Annotated in this window: 13 protein-coding genes and 1 other RNA gene; all 14 read left to right on the plus strand. The window is 41.5% G+C overall.

What is annotated here, in order from left to right:
* Positions 1 to 40 precede the first annotated feature (40 nt).
* The 14 genes from CEF22_RS03370 to drmB all read left to right on the plus strand — a co-directional run bounded on the left by CEF22_RS03370 (position 41) and on the right by drmB (position 19,611).
* On the plus strand, positions 41 to 1,081 hold the full coding sequence (locus CEF22_RS03370) for a sugar-binding transcriptional regulator (RefSeq protein WP_100401755.1): 1,041 nt from the start codon (positions 41 to 43) through the stop codon (positions 1,079 to 1,081).
* A gap of 63 nt (positions 1,082 to 1,144) precedes the next feature.
* On the plus strand, positions 1,145 to 2,152 hold the full coding sequence (gene gap / locus CEF22_RS03375; protein ID WP_100401756.1) for a type I glyceraldehyde-3-phosphate dehydrogenase: 1,008 nt from the start codon (positions 1,145 to 1,147) through the stop codon (positions 2,150 to 2,152).
* Between the two features lie 312 nt (positions 2,153 to 2,464).
* The gene (locus CEF22_RS03380) at positions 2,465 to 3,649 is read left to right on the plus strand and encodes a phosphoglycerate kinase (protein WP_100401757.1); all 1,185 of its coding nucleotides are present in this window, start codon (positions 2,465 to 2,467) and stop codon (positions 3,647 to 3,649) included.
* Between the two features lie 29 nt (positions 3,650 to 3,678).
* Positions 3,679 to 4,440, plus strand: a complete 762-nt coding sequence (gene tpiA, locus CEF22_RS03385) for a triose-phosphate isomerase (RefSeq protein ID WP_100401758.1) — start codon at positions 3,679 to 3,681, stop codon at positions 4,438 to 4,440.
* Positions 4,433 to 5,965 carry a 2,3-bisphosphoglycerate-independent phosphoglycerate mutase gene (gpmI, locus tag CEF22_RS03390; RefSeq protein WP_100401759.1) on the plus strand — a complete coding sequence of 511 codons (1,533 nt, stop codon included), beginning with the start codon at positions 4,433 to 4,435 and terminating at the stop codon, positions 5,963 to 5,965. Before tpiA ends, gpmI begins: the two co-directional genes overlap by 8 nt.
* A gap of 24 nt (positions 5,966 to 5,989) precedes the next feature.
* Positions 5,990 to 7,285 carry a phosphopyruvate hydratase gene (gene eno, locus CEF22_RS03395; protein ID WP_095480437.1) on the plus strand — a complete coding sequence of 432 codons (1,296 nt, stop codon included), beginning with the start codon at positions 5,990 to 5,992 and terminating at the stop codon, positions 7,283 to 7,285.
* 185 nt (positions 7,286 to 7,470) lie between these two features.
* Entirely contained in the window at positions 7,471 to 9,162 is a 1,692-nt protein-coding gene (locus tag CEF22_RS03400; protein WP_442857387.1) for a methyl-accepting chemotaxis protein, read from the plus strand.
* Positions 9,163 to 9,258: 96 nt separating this feature from the next.
* Positions 9,259 to 9,477, plus strand: coding sequence for a preprotein translocase subunit SecG (gene secG / locus CEF22_RS03405; RefSeq protein WP_439167894.1), 219 nt, complete (start codon positions 9,259 to 9,261; stop codon positions 9,475 to 9,477).
* A 264-nt stretch (positions 9,478 to 9,741) separates the two neighbouring features.
* Complete coding sequence (locus CEF22_RS03410) at positions 9,742 to 10,488, plus strand: alpha/beta hydrolase (protein ID WP_100401761.1); 747 nt, start codon at positions 9,742 to 9,744, stop codon at positions 10,486 to 10,488.
* Between the two features lie 20 nt (positions 10,489 to 10,508).
* Positions 10,509 to 12,854 (plus strand): ribonuclease R, encoded by a 2,346-nt coding sequence (gene rnr, locus CEF22_RS03415; protein WP_100401762.1) that lies wholly within the window; start codon positions 10,509 to 10,511, stop codon positions 12,852 to 12,854.
* Between the two features lie 56 nt (positions 12,855 to 12,910).
* Complete coding sequence (gene smpB, locus CEF22_RS03420) at positions 12,911 to 13,381, plus strand: SsrA-binding protein SmpB (protein ID WP_100403892.1); 471 nt, start codon at positions 12,911 to 12,913, stop codon at positions 13,379 to 13,381.
* A gap of 267 nt (positions 13,382 to 13,648) precedes the next feature.
* Positions 13,649 to 13,986, plus strand: a transfer-messenger RNA (tmRNA) gene (gene ssrA / locus CEF22_RS03425).
* A gap of 790 nt (positions 13,987 to 14,776) precedes the next feature.
* Complete coding sequence (gene drmA, locus CEF22_RS03430) at positions 14,777 to 17,884, plus strand: DISARM system helicase DrmA (protein ID WP_232726054.1); 3,108 nt, start codon at positions 14,777 to 14,779, stop codon at positions 17,882 to 17,884.
* Entirely contained in the window at positions 17,881 to 19,611 is a 1,731-nt protein-coding gene (drmB, locus tag CEF22_RS03435; RefSeq protein ID WP_100401764.1) for a DUF1998 domain-containing protein, read from the plus strand. The genes drmA and drmB overlap by 4 nt, the downstream gene beginning before the upstream one ends.
* Positions 19,612 to 19,613 lie beyond the last annotated feature (2 nt).

A 19,613-nucleotide genomic window follows, 5' to 3' on the forward strand; every position in this document is an offset into this window, starting at 1 on the left:
GGGACAAAAATAGACCCACTTTAGAATTAAAGGAGTTTTTATGCGAACATTTATCGATATTCAAAAAAGATTATTACCTGACTTGCTACATGTTTTGCAGAAGCGTTATGAAATATTGCAATCGATTCGCCTTGCCCAGCCGGTTGGAAGAAGACTATTAGCCCAATCGCTAGGCTTGACTGAAAGAGTATTAAGAAGTGAAGTAGAGTTTTTAAAAGCTCAGGCTTTAGTTGATTTTCAGTCAAAGGGTATGGTTTTAACGATGGATGGTGAATCTGTACTTGATGGTTTGCAAGAATTAATGGGTGAAATTAAGGGCATACACGCGATGGAAGAACAATTGAAAATGCGCTATGGACTCGATGAAGTGACGATTGTGCAAGGGGATAGTGATCAATTGCCATGGGTCAAGAAAGAACTTGGCACGGCTGCTGTCAACTGTATAAAAAAGCGGTTAATCGCACAGAATATCATCGCAGTTACAGGCGGTACAACGATGGTAGAAGCAGCTCGAGCGATGAATGAGTCGTTCAGCGAAGGAAAGGACATCATCTTTGTTCCTGCACGAGGTGGCATCGGAGAAGATGTTCACATCCAAGCCAATTCGATTGTAGCCCAGATGGCTATGAACACAGGTCGTACTCATAGAGTGTTGTATGCACCCGATCAAATGAGCCCGAAAGCGCAACAGTCTCTCATGAAAGAGCCCGCGATTAAAGAGGTGCTTACGATGATCAAATCCGCGAATATTGTGATTCATGGAATTGGTGAGGCGCTCGTGATGGCGAAAAGACGAAATACATCTGAAGAAGATATGCAGAAGATTATGCAAGGTCAGGCGGTAGCGGAAGCTTTTGGTTATTATTTTGATGAAGCTGGCACTGTCGTACATAAAATCGCTACGATTGGTCTGCAATTGAACGACCTTAAACAAGCTCACGAGGTGATTGCTGTCGCAGGTGGGGCATCTAAAGGAAAAGCGATTCATTCGTATTTGCAAGGCGCACCGAAAGCGACCGTTTTAATTACGGATGAAGCGGCGGCTGCATACTTGCTTCGCGAACAAATGAGTAGTTGGTAATTAATAGGATACTGTTAATTATTGATCATATAAATTCTGAAAAATTGAAGGAGGAATTTGATTATGGCAGTGAAGGTTGGTATTAATGGATTTGGACGAATTGGACGTCTTGTATTGCGAGCAGCTTTGAAACATCCAAATTTAGAAATCGTAGCGGTGAATGATTTAACAGATGCTAACATGTTAGCCCATCTTTTAAAATATGATTCTGTTCACGGAACTTTTCAGGCGGAAGTAACAGTTGATGGCGAGTACATCGTTGTTGATGGACATAAAGTGAAAGTATTAGCAGAGCGCGATCCAGCTAACCTTCCTTGGGGAGAGCTAGGAGTAGACGTTGTCATCGAATCAACAGGACGTTTCACGAAGCGTGAAGATGCGGCGAAGCATTTAGAAGCAGGTGCGAAGAAAGTGGTTATTTCAGCACCAGGTAAGCAAGAAGATGTGACGATCGTGATGGGTGTTAACCATGAGCAATACGATGCACAAAATCACCATGTCATCTCTAATGCCTCTTGTACAACGAACTGCTTAGCGCCGTTTGCGAAAGTATTAAATGACCAATTTGGTATTAAGCGCGGAATGATGACGACGATTCATTCTTACACAAACGACCAACAAATTCTAGACCTTCCACATAAAGACTATCGTCGTGCGCGTGCAGCAGCGGAATCAATGATCCCAACGACAACAGGAGCGGCAAAAGCGGTTGCTTTAGTACTTCCTGAGTTAAAAGGTAAATTGAACGGAATGGCTATGCGTGTGCCGACACCGAACGTTTCCGTCGTTGATTTAGTTGTGGAATTAGAAAAAGATACAACAGCGGAACAAGTAAATGCCGCATTGAAAGCAGCAGCAGAAGGTGAATTAAAAGGTATTCTTGCTTATACAGAAGAGCCGCTTGTTTCTCGCGATTATAATGGAAGTTCTGTATCTTCAACGATCGATGCTTTATCGACAATGGTAATTGAGGGCAACATGATTAAAGTGCTTGCTTGGTACGATAATGAAGCAGGTTACTCTCATCGAGTGATTGATTTAATTGAGTACATTGCGGAAAAAGGACTATAATTTTCTGAAAGTGTTACACTAATAAAAAAATGTGTTATATTTTTCAACATCTTAGTTGGAAAATAGTAACCCACCATCTATAATGTAATTGGGATGTAAGGGGAGCGGGGAACAATCCCCCTCCCCTTTGTCATTGATCGTGACGAATGGGCCGTCTTGACTTGAAACAGTAGGGAGTCGGCTGGCGGGGGAAAACGGGGCGCTAAAGCCATGAGAACCGGTTTTTTTCGCCATGTCATCCTTGCTTCTGAAAAGTGAGAATGTCATTTTCAATCGATCAATTTTTTAACTAAACAAGGGAGGCCTTTTTGAATGAACAAGAAGACGATCAAGGATGTAGATGTGAAAGGGAAACGCGTGTTTTGTCGCGTCGACTTTAACGTACCAATGAAGGACGGAAAAGTAACGGATGATACACGAATCCGTGCCGCATTGCCAACCATTCAATATTTGTCTGAGCAAGGAGCGAAAGTGATCCTAGCGAGCCATCTTGGCCGACCTAAAGGCGAAGTGAAAGAAGAACTTCGTTTAACACCTGTTGCTGGCCGTTTGTCTGAGCTTTCTGGCAAGGAAGTCAAAAAAGTCGATGAAGCTTATGGGGAAACTGTTCAAGCAGAAATCGAAAAAATGAACGATGGCGATCTTTTACTACTTGAGAATGTTCGCTTCTACCCTGGTGAGGAGAAAAATGACCCTGAGTTGGCGCAAGCATTTGCTAGCTTGGCGGATGTGTATGTCAATGATGCCTTTGGAGCCGCTCACCGCGCACATGCATCGACAGAGGGAATTGCTCATCACGTGCCGGCTGTTGCTGGTTTATTAATGGAGAAGGAGCTCGACGTACTTGGAAAAGCTCTTTCAAACCCAGAACGACCATTTACAGCGATTATTGGCGGAGCGAAAGTAAAAGACAAAATCGATGTCATCGATCATTTGCTTGATAAAGTGGACAACTTGATCATCGGCGGCGGACTTGCTTACACATTTGTGAAGGCACAAGGTCATGAAATCGGTAAGTCTTTATTAGAAGAAGACAAAATTGATTTAGCGAAACAATTCATCAAAAAAGCCGAAGAAAAAGGCGTATCATTTTTAATACCAATCGATGCAATTGTAGCGGATCGATTCGCTGAAGATGCAGAGGCGAAGGAAGTAGCGATTGAGGACATTCCGGCCGATGCCATGGGTCTTGATATTGGACCGAAAACAAGTGAACTTTATAAAGAAACGATTCAAAACTCAAAGCTTGTTATTTGGAATGGACCGATGGGTGTATTTGAAATGGACAAGTTTGCTGGTGGAACGAAAGCTGTGGCCGAAGCGTTGGCAGAAGCTGAAGGTACATATTCTGTGATTGGTGGTGGCGATTCAGCAGCTGCTGTTGAGAAGTTCCAGTTAGCGGATCGTATGAGTCATATTTCAACGGGTGGCGGTGCTTCCTTAGAATTTATGGAAGGCAAACAGCTACCTGGTGTAGTCGCTTTAAATGACAAATAAGAGAGAAGCATTGGAAAGGATGAAGACACTTGCGGAAACCGATTATCGCAGGAAACTGGAAAATGCATAAAACATTAGCGGAAGCAACGAGCTTTGCGGAAGAAGTGAAAGGCTTAGTACCTGCTGCGAACGTAGTAGATAGCGTCATTTGCTCACCTGCATTGTTTTTATCACCGCTTGTACAGGCAGTAAAAGGTACGGACGTCAAAATTGGTGCACAAACGATGCATTTTGAAGAAAGCGGTGCATTCACAGGCGAAATTAGCCCAAAAGCGCTTCAAGATATCAAAGTGGACTATGTGATTATTGGTCACTCGGAACGTCGTGAAATGTTTAATGAAACAGATGAGACTGTCAACCAAAAAGTGCAGGCTGCTTTTCAATACGGATTGACACCGATCGTTTGCTGTGGCGAAACGTTAGAGCAACGTGAAAATGGCGAAACAAATGCGTTCGTTGGCGGACAAGTGAAAAAAGCACTTGAAGGACTAACGGAAGAGCAAGTGAGCCAAACGGTGATTGCGTATGAACCGATCTGGGCAATTGGCACGGGTAAATCGTCAACAGCGGCAGATGCCAATGAAGTGTGTGCTCATATTCGTCAAACCGTGGCAGAGAGTTTTTCTGCAAGCGTTGCTGACGACGTTCGCATTCAATACGGTGGAAGTGTGAAGCCAAGCAATATTGGTGAATATATGTCTCAACCGGATATTGATGGAGCCCTTGTTGGCGGAGCTAGCTTAGAGCCAGCGTCGTTCTTGCAATTGTTGGAGGCGGTTGGCAATGAGTAAAGCACCAGTAGCCCTCATTATTTTAGATGGTTTTGGCTGCCGGGGCGAAACTGCAGGAAATGCGGTTGCTCAAGCGAAGAAACCAAACTTCGATCGTTATTGGGAGCAGTACCCTCATACGACGTTAACAGCAAGTGGCGAAGCGGTGGGACTACCTAATGGACAAATGGGTAACTCAGAAGTGGGCCATTTGAATATCGGCGCTGGTCGCATCGTCTATCAAAACTTAACGCGAATTAATGTGGCTATTCGTGAAGGCGAATTTTTTCAAAATGAGAAATTTTTGCAAGCGATTGAGCATGCAAAAAAGCATGATTCTGCGCTTCACTTATTCGGACTTTTATCGGATGGCGGCGTGCATAGTCATAATGATCACTTGTTTGCTTTACTGAAGCTCGCAGCTCAAGAAGGTTTAGACAAGGTGTATATCCACGGCTTCTTAGATGGACGTGATGTTGGTCCGAAAACAGCGGTTGGATATATTGAGGACACTTTGAAAAAAATCGAAGAGTACGGCGTTGGTCAGTTCGCAACAATTTCTGGTCGTTACTATGCAATGGATCGCGATAAACGCTGGGAGCGTGTAGAAATGGTCTACCAAGCGATGGTACGCCAAGAAGCACCTCTGTTTAAAGATCCGATCGAGCTTGTCGAAGATTCTTACGCAAACGGCATTACCGATGAATTCGTCGTTCCTGCTGTATTAACGGATGAATCAGGCAAGCCAGTGGCGAAAGTGGAAGATAATGACGCTGTTATTTTCTTTAACTTCCGTCCAGACCGTGCGATTCAATTGTCGAATGTGTTTACAAACAAAGAATTTGCAGGCTTCGATCGTGAAGCCGTGCCGCAAAACTTATATTTTGTCTGCATGACTCCATATAGCGAAACAGTCGATGGCGTCATTGCTTTTGAAAATATTGATTTAACGAATACAGTCGGTGAAGTGTTATCGAATCACGGACTGAATCAATTGCGCATCGCGGAAACGGAAAAATATCCGCATGTCACCTTTTTCATGAGCGGAGGCCGTGAGAAGGAATTTCCGGGAGAAAAACGGATTTTAATTAATTCACCAAAAGTAGCTACTTACGATTTGAAACCGGAAATGAGTGCTTATGAAGTAACGGACGCGTTGCTTGATGAGATTCAAAATGACAGACAAGATGCGATTATTTTAAACTTTGCTAACCCTGATATGGTGGGACATTCCGGCATGTTGCAGCCGACGATCCAAGCGGTTGAAGCAGTCGATGAGTGTTTAGGCAAAGTCGTTGATTTAATTGTAGCTAAAGGTGGAACAGCGATTATTACCGCTGACCATGGGAATGCCGATGAAGTCATAACGCTTGAAGGAAACCCAATGACAGCGCACACGACGAATCCCGTTCCAGTGATTGTAACAAAGTCAGGAATTGAGTTGCGTGAAGGCGGCATTTTAGGTGATCTTTCACCAACGATGCTTGATTTGTTAACGATTGAACAACCGTCAGAAATGACTGGTACATCATTAATTAAAAAATAATTTACATTAAAAGGAGAGTTTAGTATGCCGATTATTACTGATATTTACGCACGTGAAGTATTAGATTCACGCGGAAATCCTACAGTTGAAGTAGAAGTATATACGCAATCTGGCGCATTTGGACGCGCGCTTGTGCCGTCTGGCGCTTCTACTGGTGAATATGAAGCGGTAGAACTTCGCGATGGCGATAAAGAACGTTACCTTGGTAAAGGGGTATTAAAAGCAGTTGAAAACGTAAACGATGTAATCGCTCCAGAATTAGTTGGAAGCTTTGAAGTACTTGAGCAAGTAGCGATTGATCGTGCGATGATCGAATTAGATGGAACAGACAACAAAGGAAAATTAGGAGCGAACGCGATCCTTGGTGTATCTATGGCTGTTGCACACGCAGCTGCTGACCACTTAGGTGTTCATTTATACGAATATCTTGGCGGCGTGAACTCTAAGCAGCTTCCTGTACCGATGATGAACATCGTTAACGGTGGAGAGCATGCGGATAACAACGTTGATATCCAAGAATTTATGATCATGCCAGTCGGTGCGGAAACTTTCAAAGAAGCTCTTCGCATGGGCACAGAAATTTTCCACAGCTTAAAAGCCGTATTAAAAGAAAAAGGTTTGAACACAGCGGTTGGAGATGAAGGTGGCTTCGCTCCAAACTTAAAATCAAACGAAGAAGCACTACAAACTATTATCGAAGCAATCGAAAAAGCTGGCTACAAGCCTGGCGAACAAGTGAAACTAGCAATGGATGCAGCTTCTTCTGAGTTCTACAACAAAGAAGATGGCAAATATCATTTGAGCGGAGAAGGTGTTGTGAAAACATCTGCTGAAATGGTTGATTGGTATGAAGAGCTTGTTTCTAAATACCCAATCGTCTCTATTGAAGACGGTTTAGACGAAAACGACTGGGAAGGTCACAAAATGCTAACTGAGCGCATCGGCGGCAAAGTTCAGCTTGTTGGTGATGACCTATTCGTAACAAACACAGAAAAACTTGCACAAGGAATTGAGCAAGGTGTAGGTAATGCGATCTTAATTAAAGTGAACCAAATTGGTACACTAACAGAAACATTTGACGCGATCGAAATGGCAAAACGCGCTGGTTACACAGCCGTTATCTCTCACCGCTCTGGTGAAACAGAAGACGCAACAATCGCAGACATTGCTGTCGCAACAAACGCTGGCCAAATCAAAACTGGTGCACCGTCTCGTACAGACCGTGTAGCAAAATATAACCAACTTCTTCGTATCGAAGACAACCTTGGTGAATTGGCTGAGTACTTAGGCGATAAAACGTTTTATAATTTGAAGAAGTAAGTGAAGAAAAACCCGACACAACACGTGTTGGGTTTTTTTGCGCGGTTTTTGACGTTAGAATAACTATTTGAATATTCGGAAAAATGTGTTAAAATTTTATGTATATTGTTGGAGAAATGAGGTGTATATAGGTGTTTCGGTCGATTAAGATAAACTTTATTGTGGTGACACTCGTTCTTTTGGCTGTGCCGGCTTTTGTCATAGGTTTGATTTCTTATGGAACGTCGAAAGAGGAATTAAATGAACTCGGAAGACAAAATTTAAAAAATGATGTGCAGTTTGTGCTGGCAACGATTGAAGTGTTGAATAAGCAAGTGGAGAAGGGTGATGTGCCGCTTGAGGAAGCGCAGGAGCAAGTGAAGCAAATGATCTTGGGACCGAAGCAAGCGGATGGGACGCGCTCGATTACGGATCGTTTCGACTTAGGTGAAAGCGGTTACATGTATATCGCCGATGATCAAGGCACTCTTTTAGCTCATCCGCAAATAGAGGGAGACGATTTAATGAAGATTGTCACGCCTGATGGGGTGAATGTAGGCGAAGAGCTTATGGATATTTTATCTAGTAGTAGTCAAGAAGGTTTCCTTGAGTATACATGGAATTTGCCGAATTCGGAGGAAACCGCTCCGAAAATCATTTATGTCGCAAATGATCCTCATTGGGGATGGAACGTGACGGCGAGCACCTATATGAAAGACTTTAACGCAGGGGCGAATCACATTGTTACTTATTTATTGATCACGTTGATTGCCGCTTTTCTAATTGGTACAGTTATTATTTCTATTTATACAAAAAGAATGATTGGCCCCATTTTGTCGATTGAGCGTGAAGTTCGATCTATTGCTAAAGGAGATTTGAGCAAGCCCTCGTTATCGATTCAGCGTAAAGATGAAATTGGTCGATTAGGCCAAAACATTGATATGATGAAGGCAGAATTAAAGCAAATGATTCAAGAAGTAGCTCATCACGCGGAAAAAGTGAATGATTCGTCAGTCGAATTAAGTGTCGTGTCAGAAGAAGCAGGTAAAGCATCTGAACAAATTACCCATTCGATGATGGGCATTGCAACGGCTTCAGAGGCTCAAAAAACGTTCACTGTTAATACGACAGAGACGACGAAGCAAATGAATGAGGCGATTTCAGACATTCATTATCAGTCGCAGCAAGCGGTTAGCGCGGTTGAAACGACGACAAAAGCGGCGAAAGATGGGGTGCAGGTGCTCACGACTTCCGTTGCACAGATGAATGAAATGACAAATTCATTTGATAGTTTAGCAACGGATATTTCTAGCTTAGTTGAGCAAACGGATCATATTGATGACATCGTTCAAGTCATTTCTGATATTGCGAAACAAACGAATTTATTAGCACTGAATGCCTCGATTGAAGCTGCCAGAGCAGGAGAGCATGGCAAAGGCTTTGCGGTTGTCGCGGAGGAAGTAAAAAAACTCGCAGAACAATCGGCCGCTTCGACGGAACAAATTAAACCGATGATTCAAACGATTCAGCAGCAAGTGAAGAAAGTGGAAACAAGCATGACGGAATCGACAGCTAACGTTCGCTCCAGTGTTCAAACGATCGACCAAGCTAATACCGATTTTCAAACGATCCAATCGTCTGTTGAAGGGATGCAACAAGTCATTGTTCATGTCTCATCTAAGATCGAAGACATTCGCCAAGATGTCTCTCATATCGTTTCTACGATAGAAACGTTAGACGAAGGGGCCCAGCAAGCCGCTGCCAATACGGAACAAATTGCCGGAGCGACGGAGGAACAGCTTGCTTCGATGGAAGAAATTAATGCTTCCTCCGCTATCTTAGCAGGACTTGCCGATGAGCTCCATCAAACCGTTCAACGATTTAAAACGAGCGAATAGAATTCTTGTTTTTCAAATTCCAATTCTTATGTTAAAATAAGAATATTCGTATGTTCGTTTGATGGAGGTTAAAAAAACATGTTGCATACAATCTTAATGGTTTCTCTTGTCATCGTGTCGATTGCGTTAATTGCAGTTGTTCTTCTTCAATCTGGTAAAAGCGCTGGTCTATCTGGAGCGATCTCTGGTGGTGCGGAACAGCTTTTCGGTAAACAAAAAGCACGCGGCATTGATTTAGTGCTGCATCGTGCTACGGTCGTATTAGCGGTTTTATTTTTCGGCTTAACGATCGCTGTATCATATTTAGGACTGTAATAAAAAAGCATCCGTATGGGTGCTTTTTTATTTTGGCGAATGAGGTGGGAAATCGCCTTTTTTAGTCGCGAATATCAGTAAATCGGGCGGGAATGAACGATTATTGGGTACGAAATTTGTAGAATCAGGCAAGAAAATTGTCGGATTAGTCATCAGTTCCATTTAATTACCCCCCTCCTACTAGCTACTGGAGGAAATTTTTCGTAAAATAATGTTGAGAGTTGAAGGAACGGTCCATACTAGAGAAAAGGAGCTTTATGCATCATGAAATTAACTTTACCACAACCATTTACGTTTGAAGCGGGCAAGCGGGCGGTTCTTTTGCTCCACGGGTTTACAGGTAATTCTTCCGATGTTCGCATGCTCGGTCGCTTTTTAGAGAAACAAGGGTACACGTCTCACGCTCCTCATTATAAAGGGCATGGTGTGCCGCCAGAAGAACTTGTGTTAACGGGGCCTGATGATTGGTGGCAAGATGTACTGGATGGTTATAATCATTTGAAGGAGCTTGGCTATAATGAGATTGCGGTAGCGGGTCTTTCACTTGGCGGTGTATTTTCTTTAAAGTTAGCGGAAACGGCACCGGTCAAAGGCGTGATCACGATGTGCGCCCCGATGTATTTCAAAAGTGAAGAAGTCATGTACAATGGCGTTGTAGAATATGCGCGTGGCTTTAAAAAGTTTGAAGGGAAATCGGAAGACGTTATTGAAAAAGAGATGGAACAATTTAAAAAGACGCCGATGAATACGTTACAGGCTTTGCAACATTTAATCGCTGACGTTCGTGCGAGCATTGATATGATTTATGCGCCGACGTTTGTCGTTCAAGCGAGACACGATGAAATGATTAACCCAAACAGCGCCAATATTATTTACGAAGAAATCGAGTCAACGATGAAGGAAATGAAATGGTATGAAGAGTCCGGTCATGTGATCACACTAGATAAAGAGAAACAGCAGCTTCATGAAGATGTGTATCAATTTTTAGAGCGGTTAGACTGGACAGTTTAAAGAGAACAGGAGGGAAAGAGATGGAACAAGAAATAAAGCAGTACGTCGAGCAACTGTTAACATATATGAAAGAAGAAAGCTACAAGCCACTAACGGTGAAAGAGCTAGAAGAAGCGCTTGGAATTGAAGATTCTTCTGATTTTAAAGAGTTTGTGAAAGCACTTGTGCACATGGAAGAAAAGGGTCTCGTCGTTCGCACGAGAGCGAATCGCTATGGCTTACCGGAAAAAATGAATTTAGTTCGCGGGAAAATTTCTGGTCACGCGAAAGGTTTTGCTTTCTTACTACCAGAGGAGCCGGGAATGGATGATATTTTTATCCCGCCACATGAGACAAATGGGGTATTGAACGGAGATATTGCCCTTGTCCGAATCACGTCCGAAACGAGTGGATCACGCCGTGAAGGAACGGTTGTCCGCATTTTAGAACGAGGCAAAAGCGAAATTGTTGGAACTTACACCGACAGCAAGCATTTCGGTTTTGTCGTTCCAGATGATAAAAAGTTCGCCAGCGACATTTTTATCCCGAAAGAAGTGACAAAAGGAGCGGTCGAAGGGCATAAAGTCGTCGTGAAAATTACGTCATATCCAGAAGGCCGCAAAAATGCTGAGGGTGAAATCATCGAAATTCTTGGACATAAAAATGACCCCGGCGTCGACATTATGTCCGTCATTTATAAGCATGGCTTGCCGCAGGAGTTTCCGGAAGAAGTAATGGAACAAGCGAATGCGGTACCGGATACAATTGACCCGAAAGACACGGAAAATCGCCGTGATCTGCGCGGGGAAACGATTGTGACGATTGATGGAGCTGACGCGAAGGACCTTGATGATGCGGTCACAGTGACGAAGCTTGATAATGGAAACTATAAATTAGGTGTGCATATTGCCGATGTTAGCCATTATGTGACGGAAGGTTCTCCGATTGATCAAGAAGCATATGAGCGTGGAACGAGTGTTTATTTAGTGGACCGTGTCATTCCGATGATTCCACATCGCCTATCCAACGGTATTTGCTCGCTTAATCCAAAAGTCGATCGACTGACACTGTCTTGTGAAATGGAAATTAATGCAGCTGGAGAAGTCGTCAGCCATGAAATTTTCCAAAGCGTCATTAAAACGACGGAGCGCATGACGTATAGCGATGTGAACAGCATTCTTGTTGAAAAAGATGAAGAGTTACGTCAAAAATATGAGCCACTCGTGCCGGCATTTGAAGACATGGAAACCCTCGCGGCGATTTTGCGTGACAAGCGGAAAAAACGTGGGGCGATTGATTTCGACTTTAAAGAAGCAAAAGTATTAGTCGATGAAGAGGGCAAGCCGACCGACGTTGTATTGCGTGAGCGTTCAGTGGCGGAGCGTTTAATCGAAGAGTTTATGCTTGTCGCTAACGAAACGGTAGCCGAGCATTTCCACTGGATGGACGTGCCGTTTATGTATCGAATTCACGAAGACCCGAAAGAAGACAAGCTTCAGCGCTTCTTTGAATTTATTACGAACTTCGGCTTAATTGTGAAAGGAACAGCGAATGTCGTTCACCCGCGTGCGCTGCAAGAAATTATTGAAGCAATCGAGGGCAAGCCGGAAGAAGTCGTCATTTCTACCGTGATGCTACGCTCGATGCAACAAGCGAAATACAATCCAGAGAGCCTCGGTCACTTCGGATTATCGACCGAATTTTACACACATTTCACGTCACCGATTCGTCGTTACCCAGATTTAATCGTGCATCGTTTAATTCGCACGTATTTAATTAATGGAGAAATCGATCCGGCGACACAAGCGAAATGGGATGCGCGTTTGTCAGGCATTGCCGAACATACATCAAATATGGAGCGCCGTGCGGTTGATGCCGAGCGCGACACTGATGAAATGAAAAAAGCGGAATATATGCTTGATAAAATTGGCGAGGAGTACGATGGCATTATTAGCTCTGTCACGAACTTTGGGATGTTTGTCGAGCTGCCAAATACGATTGAAGGGCTCGTTCACGTCTCCTATATGACCGATGACTATTATCGTTACGATGAACGTCATTTTGCGATGATCGGTGAGCGCACCGGAAACGTCTTCCGCATTGGCGATGAAATTACCGTTCGTGTGACCAACGTGAACAAAGACGAGCAATCGATCGACTTTGAAATCGTCGGCATGAAAAATGTGAAAAAACGTTCGTTTAAAGAACAACCAAAAGTGGTAAAATTAAAATCCAACGACCAGAAAAAACGTGGTCCACAAGGCAACAGCGAGAAAGAACCCGCGGGAGAATGGTCCAATCAGCCTTCTCGTAAAAAGAAAAAACGCGGCAAATTTTACGAAGGTGTGCCGAAGAAAATGAAGAAACAACGTAAAAATAAACAATGATTAGTGAGCCGGCAGTTACGGCTGTCGGCTCAAATGAAAAATGGAAGGTGAAGCAAATGCCAAAGGGAGAGGGAAAAGTCGTCGCTCAAAATAAAAAAGCGCGCCACGACTATTTTATTGAAGAAACATACGAAGCGGGAATTGTGCTCCAAGGAACAGAAATCAAATCGATCCGTAACGGCCGCGTCAACTTAAAAGACGCGTTCGCTCGTATTCAACAAGGAGAAGTGTTCATTCATAATATGCACATCAGTCCATATGAGCAAGGAAATCGTTACAACCATGAACCACTACGCACAAGAAAGCTACTTCTGCACCGCAAGCAAATCGATAAGCTGATCGGGGAAACGAAGGAAGCAGGTTATTCCATCGTTCCATTGAAAATGTATTTAAAAGATGGCTATGCGAAAGTGTTAATCGGTCTAGGAAAAGGGAAAAAGAAATACGACAAGCGTGAAGATTTGAAGAAGAAAGAAGCGAAACGAGATATCGATCGCGCCTTCCGTGACCGTCAAAAAGGAATGTAATACCAGCGTCGATCGAAGAAAAGAACATGTTTTTTTTCCAACTAGGTTAATGTCTAGTTCCAGGCGTCATCGGCTCGAGGTCAAAAGCCAATCCATCTAGAAGGTTAAAGAACAACCTTCCAGCCGGCTCGTCTTTTGCTTGTCGCCGATAAACGGACGCCTTGCACTTTTCGATGTGAGTATGCTATAATTAGTCCTGTCACAACATGACAACTTAGCTCTGGCTGATAGCCTGGAGCATCCGCAACCCTTTTATCATGGGGACGTTACGGATTCGACAGGGGTAGTTCGAGCTTAGGTTGCGAGTCGAGGGGATCGGCCTCGTTAAAACGTCAAAGCCTATAACTGGCAAACAACAAAACAATTTCGCTTTAGCTGCTTAATAAGCGCTTAGCGGTTCGCCCCTCCATCACCCGTGTGGTAGGGTAGCGGACTCAACTTTAGCGGGTTACGCCGGATTCCACCGTCTGAGGAAGAAGGAAGAGAACAACCAGACTAGCGGCTTTAACGCCTGTCGATAGGCAGAGAAGCTTAGCGAAACGCGAATATATCGACTACACTCGTAGAAGCTTAAGTGCCGTTATCTTTGGACGTGGGTTCGATTAGTAATTAGTCGCCTTGTGTGGTAACGCGCAAGTGAAAATTCGGCTTGATCGGTGAAACCTAAGTCGCATAAATGCGATAAGGCAATGCCGAGCGGTGTGTGGAGCAATCCAACAGCCGTGTATCGACTTATAGGCTGCCACTTAGCGGGTAGTACTAGGATACGAAAACCTACTTGAGAATCAAGTAAATCTATTTTTCGTATAATACGCCGAAGGACCTGAATCACTCAGGTTCAAGATATAGTCAGTGCCATGTCGAAAGCATGGAATAGCACGTCCCACCGTCTCCACCAAATATGTATTTGGTGGTTTTTTGTTTGGATAAATTCCAAAACATTAGGCTAGCAGGTTGTTCCGTTATGAAGCGGAGTAAGGGATCACGATGATTACATAACCTTTCTATCTCTTCTAATATCAACCAGTTAAAGTATAAACAAAAGAATTATTTACATTTCGATGAACGGATCAAAATAGAGCATATGAAGTCTAAACTCCAAGGTAGTGAGTGGATAGCTTCATATGCTTTTTTACTATCTATGTAGCACATAAAGATAGCTACATTGAGAATACGAAGAAGTCAATATTGCGTTATTTTAGGTAGGTGCCTATCGGTAGCAAGTAAAGTATATACGATGTTGATATGCTCCAACCCCCATTAACTAATAATTAGAGTTATGATTTTTGTTAGTTTATTAATTAAATCGTAAGTGTGGTAAATAATACCTAAACAAAATCTAAAGATGTTATAATAATAGATAAACTACCTAAAATGAAAGGGTGTGTAACTTATATGGAGCAATATTCAATTTTACGTAAAGACTTAATTCATGAACTAGAAACATATTTAGTTGGTCCACGTAAGGAAGATGAAATACTCGGTGAAAACATTAGGCCGATGCAGTTTTATCTAACAGGGAAATTAGTCCCGTTAGGTTCAACATCGGATGTAGTAAATGAGCGCGATAATGCAATAGAAACACATGTACAAGTAAGTGAAGAAGAGTTAAATGAACAGCTTACGATAAAGAAACTTTTTCGTCCCTCTACAATGGGATTTAGTTTTAAATTAAAAGAATTAACGACTGTAGAAATAGAAGCATCTTGGGCTATTTATGAGGATAAAGAACATAAACGTATGCCACAATGGGAAAAATGGAAAATTAACCTTTTAAACAAGAGAACTGATACGCTGGAAAATTTGAATGACTCCAAGTACGGGAAAGTACGTTATACCGTTACTTATAGAAATAATTTATATCACGTAAATGTTTTTTTAATGAATAGTTTAAAGAGAGAACAGTACCCATTACAAAATGAGGTCATGTTTCAAAGTTTGTTAAAGGTACATATACCAACAACTCACATAGCTAAATTTACGTCAAAGGCTGATCAGTACAATGTTCAAAATGAACTACTATATCGTGATAAAGAAGAATTAGCAATCGGTCATGGCGTAGGAGTGGATTGGGAAGTTGGTGGAAATATTACAACGATTTATTCAACATGGATGCCACGATATGAATTGCCGAATGTGGAGCATTGTAAAATCGAAAACCAGTCATTTAAGATGAAGGATTTAAGTGAATATCCTGCAGATATTTTGAAAGAAAAATTAAGTGTTATACCAGCAACCTATAAACTGTGGTTGAATCATGAAATGCAAATAGTAAATGAGCTACCAGATTATTTAAAAGTTGAGGCAGAACAAAACGTTTTAAAAGTAAAGGATATTATCCAACGTTTAGAAGAGGGCATTTCACTTGTGACGGAAAGTAACAACTCTCTATGTTATTTAGCGTTTCAGTTTGCTAACCGCGCGATGTTATTGCAACGAGCGCAATCTTCAGTGGCTCAAACATATCGTACAACAGGCGAGCGAATAAAACCTACATTAGATGGCGAATGGCGTTTATTCCAATTAATATTTTTACTCATGAATATTGCAGGTGCATCGGATGAACAACATCGTGATAGAGAAATTGTTGATTTAATTTGGTTTCCAACTGGTGGCGGTAAAACAGAGGCGTATTTAGGAGTAGCTGCTTATGTCATGGCTTACCGTCGATTATTAGCGCCGAATCAAATAGACAAGTACGCTGGAGTTACAGTTTTTATGCGATATACATTGCGTTTATTAACGACTCAACAATTCCAACGAGCTGCAGCTTTGATTTGCGCGGCAGAAGTTTTGCGTAAGCCGAATGCAAAATTATTTGGAGAAGAGCCATTTAGTATAGGGTTGTGGATTGGGAAGGATTCATCACCTAATAAATTTGAAGATGCAATGGATAAGCTTGAACAATTACTAGAAGGTAAGGAAGTTAAAACTGGCAATCCTATTCAGCTAATGCATTGTCCATGGTGTGGGTCGGAACTAGGTCCAGAGCAGTATGAAATTAACTATAATTCACAGAAAATATGTTGTTCTAATAAAGAATGTGCGTTTAAACATGGAATTCCTGTATATACGATCGATGAGGCAATTTACAAGAAGTTACCAACATTGTTAATAGGCACAGTGGATAAAATCGCTCAGTTACCATGGAAACAAAATATGCATGAGCTGTTTGGTAATAAAAATGTTTATCATCGAGAGCTAGGATTTGAATATAGCGAATCTACTCCAAGAGGATACAGTCGGATTAATCGTTTGAAACCACCTGAGTTAATTATTCAAGATGAACTACATTTGATTTCAGGTCCTCTAGGTTCTTTAACAGGTTTGTATGAAGTAGCGATTGATTTATTGACGAGACATAATGGAAGACCGGCCAAAGTCATAGCATCAACAGCGACGATTAGTGGTGCAGAAGAGCAAATCCGTGCACTGTATGGGCGAGAGATGCAACAATTCCCGTTAGCTGTACAAAAAGCAAATGATAATTTTGTTTCAAAGGAAGTGCCTACTTTAGAAAAGCCAGGACGATATTATGTCGGAATATGTGCACCAGGGGTAAGTAATAAAATTCAAGCGATTCAAACATATAGTGCCTATGCAACAATCACAAGAAGTGAACCGAAGTTTAAAGTAGATCCATACTATACAATGCTAGGCTATTTCAATACGGTTAAAGAATTGGCAGGGATGGTCACGACGTTTAAAGACGAAATAAACACACGATTAAATATGCTAGATCCAACGAATAAATTTGAACATGATTTAGTCGTTGAAGAATTAACGAGTCGAAAAAAAGCACAAGAAATTCCTCAATTACTTACCCGAATGGAAAAAACAATGGATGAAGCGGGTGTTCTTGATGCAGTACTTGCAACGAATATGATTTCTGTAGGTGTTGATGTGGATCGTTTAGGAACAATGATTGTACAAGGGCAACCTAAAACGACTTCAGAATACATTCAAGCAACTAGTCGTGTAGGGCGTAAATATCCAGGAATTGTGTTTATTCTATTAAATTCGATGCGTTCTAGAGACTTGTCACATTTTGAACGCTTTAAAGTTTATCATCAAGCACTATATCGTCATGTAGAAACGATGAGCGTGACGCCATTTGCTAAAGGGGCTTTATATAAAGGGTTAACAGGTACGTTTATCGGATTTATTCGTCAAACGATTATGGAAATCAACGCTGAGCAAAGTCCGAAAAAAATAACACAGCTACAAAATAAAGTAGATACTGTTACCGTTCAATTTTTAGAAAGAGTCCAGGAAGCTTATGGTGCAACAATCGAATCGGAAGTAAAGGATTTATTAGAATGGTGGCAAGAGTTAGCGTTGAAATACGCACAAAATACATTGGCTTACAAAGAATCACAATATGTAAAAGCTTATTTATTAAAAAACTTTAACGAAGAAGTGAAAGTAAAAGATGCTCGCCCAGCTATGATGTCACTGAGAAACGTAGAAGCATCTATTGAAATTGAGGTGTTAAAATCATGACCCAACAAAATGAAACAATCAGACCTTCCCAATTAATATATCAATCAGGACCAGGAGCGATCGTTGAACTATTAAATCAAAGCGTTATTGTTAAATCAGCGGATCAATGGCAAACAAGAAGGGCGCCACAAGAAAAGGATGTGCGAATTACATCTTTTCTAGGTGTAGATCATGTGCGTATTTTAAATGAAAATCCTGATAAACAAAAAATAAAGGCAGTTGAATTCCCGAAATGGAAAATATGTCCAAAATGCCATAATGTGACGTGGTATGATAATGCTACGTGTTACCATTGTGCGCGCAAAAATCAAGAGGATATACAGGAGCTATATGCAAGCCGTTTTGTATTAGCATGTGAAAATGGACATCTTTCGGATTTTCCTTATGATGAATGGGTTCATCGAAATAAGCCTTGCACAGAGCAATCTAAAGAGCCACGATTAATGCTAAAAACGCGTGGTTCAAGTGGATCTTTATCTGACTTACATGTGGTTTGTTTGCATTGTAAGCATAGTGAAAGTTTAGGTGCTATTATGAAGCCTGAAGAAAGGGATAATCATAGTTTGTTTGATTGCCAAGGGGAAAGACCATGGATTAGTGAACATGCTAAACAGAAATGTAATTGCAAAATGAAAACGATATTACGTGGAGCATCGAATGTGTATTCACCGTCGATTGTGAGCTTTTTACAGGTTCCTTTAACAGCTTCTAGCTCTGAATTTGATGTTTTATATTTAGTTCAAAAAGATGAAGCAACTTTTAGAGTGATGTATGAAGGAATGCAAGAAAAGGGAATAGAAGCTGCATGTAATTTAAAAAATATCCCACTATCATTTATGTCGACTATTAAGCGTTATTTAGACGGAGAGATAACACTAGAAGAATGCTCGACCTATGAATCGATTAAAAAGCAAGAGTGGAATACATTAATACAGGATGAAATAAACGAAGAACGTTTTGTATCTAAAAAAGTTGAAATTGCGCCTATTCTAGTGCCATATTTTGATGGGATTTTCCGCGTAGACTCTGTACCTGAAGTTCAGGTATTAAAGGAATTTACTCGTTTAGACTACATTGACCGATTTACAGATGATGAAGTGAAAACACAGCCAGTCGTTATAACAAATGAAGAAAAATGGCTACCTGCTGTGCGAAACTATGGTGAAGGTATTTTCTTTCAATTTAATTTAGAGAAGCTACTTAAGTGGGAACAAACTGAACAAGTAACGAACGCTATTGTAAAGGCATATAATGCCCACCGTGAAGAATTTAAAAAAACGCCATTAGATATTTTGCCGCGCCAAATATTGTTACATACATTTAGCCATGCTTTATTACAAGAATTAGCTGCACATTGTGGTTATACAACGACATCCTTAAAGGAGCGTATTTACGCGAATGAAGATATGCATGGTGTGTTTATTTACACAGCCTCTGGGGATTCAGAAGGAAGTTTAGGTGGTCTAACAAACTTGGCGCAAAGCGAGAAGCTATTACCAATTATTATTCGTGCATTAGAAAAAATGAGCTATTGTTCATCAGATCCAATCTGTTCGGATGGAGAATTTGAATACCATACAACCGCAAATGGCGCGGCTTGTCATGCATGTACATTCGTATCCGAAACATCTTGTGAATGGGGCAATTTATTGCTAGATCGTCGCACATTAATCAACATTAATCCAAATGAAAAAGATGGTTACTTCGATCAATTATTAGAAATGTAACG

The organism is Bacillus sp. FJAT-42315 (assembly GCF_002797375.1).
Classification (GTDB): Bacteria; Bacillota; Bacilli; order Bacillales; family Domibacillaceae; genus Bacillus_CE.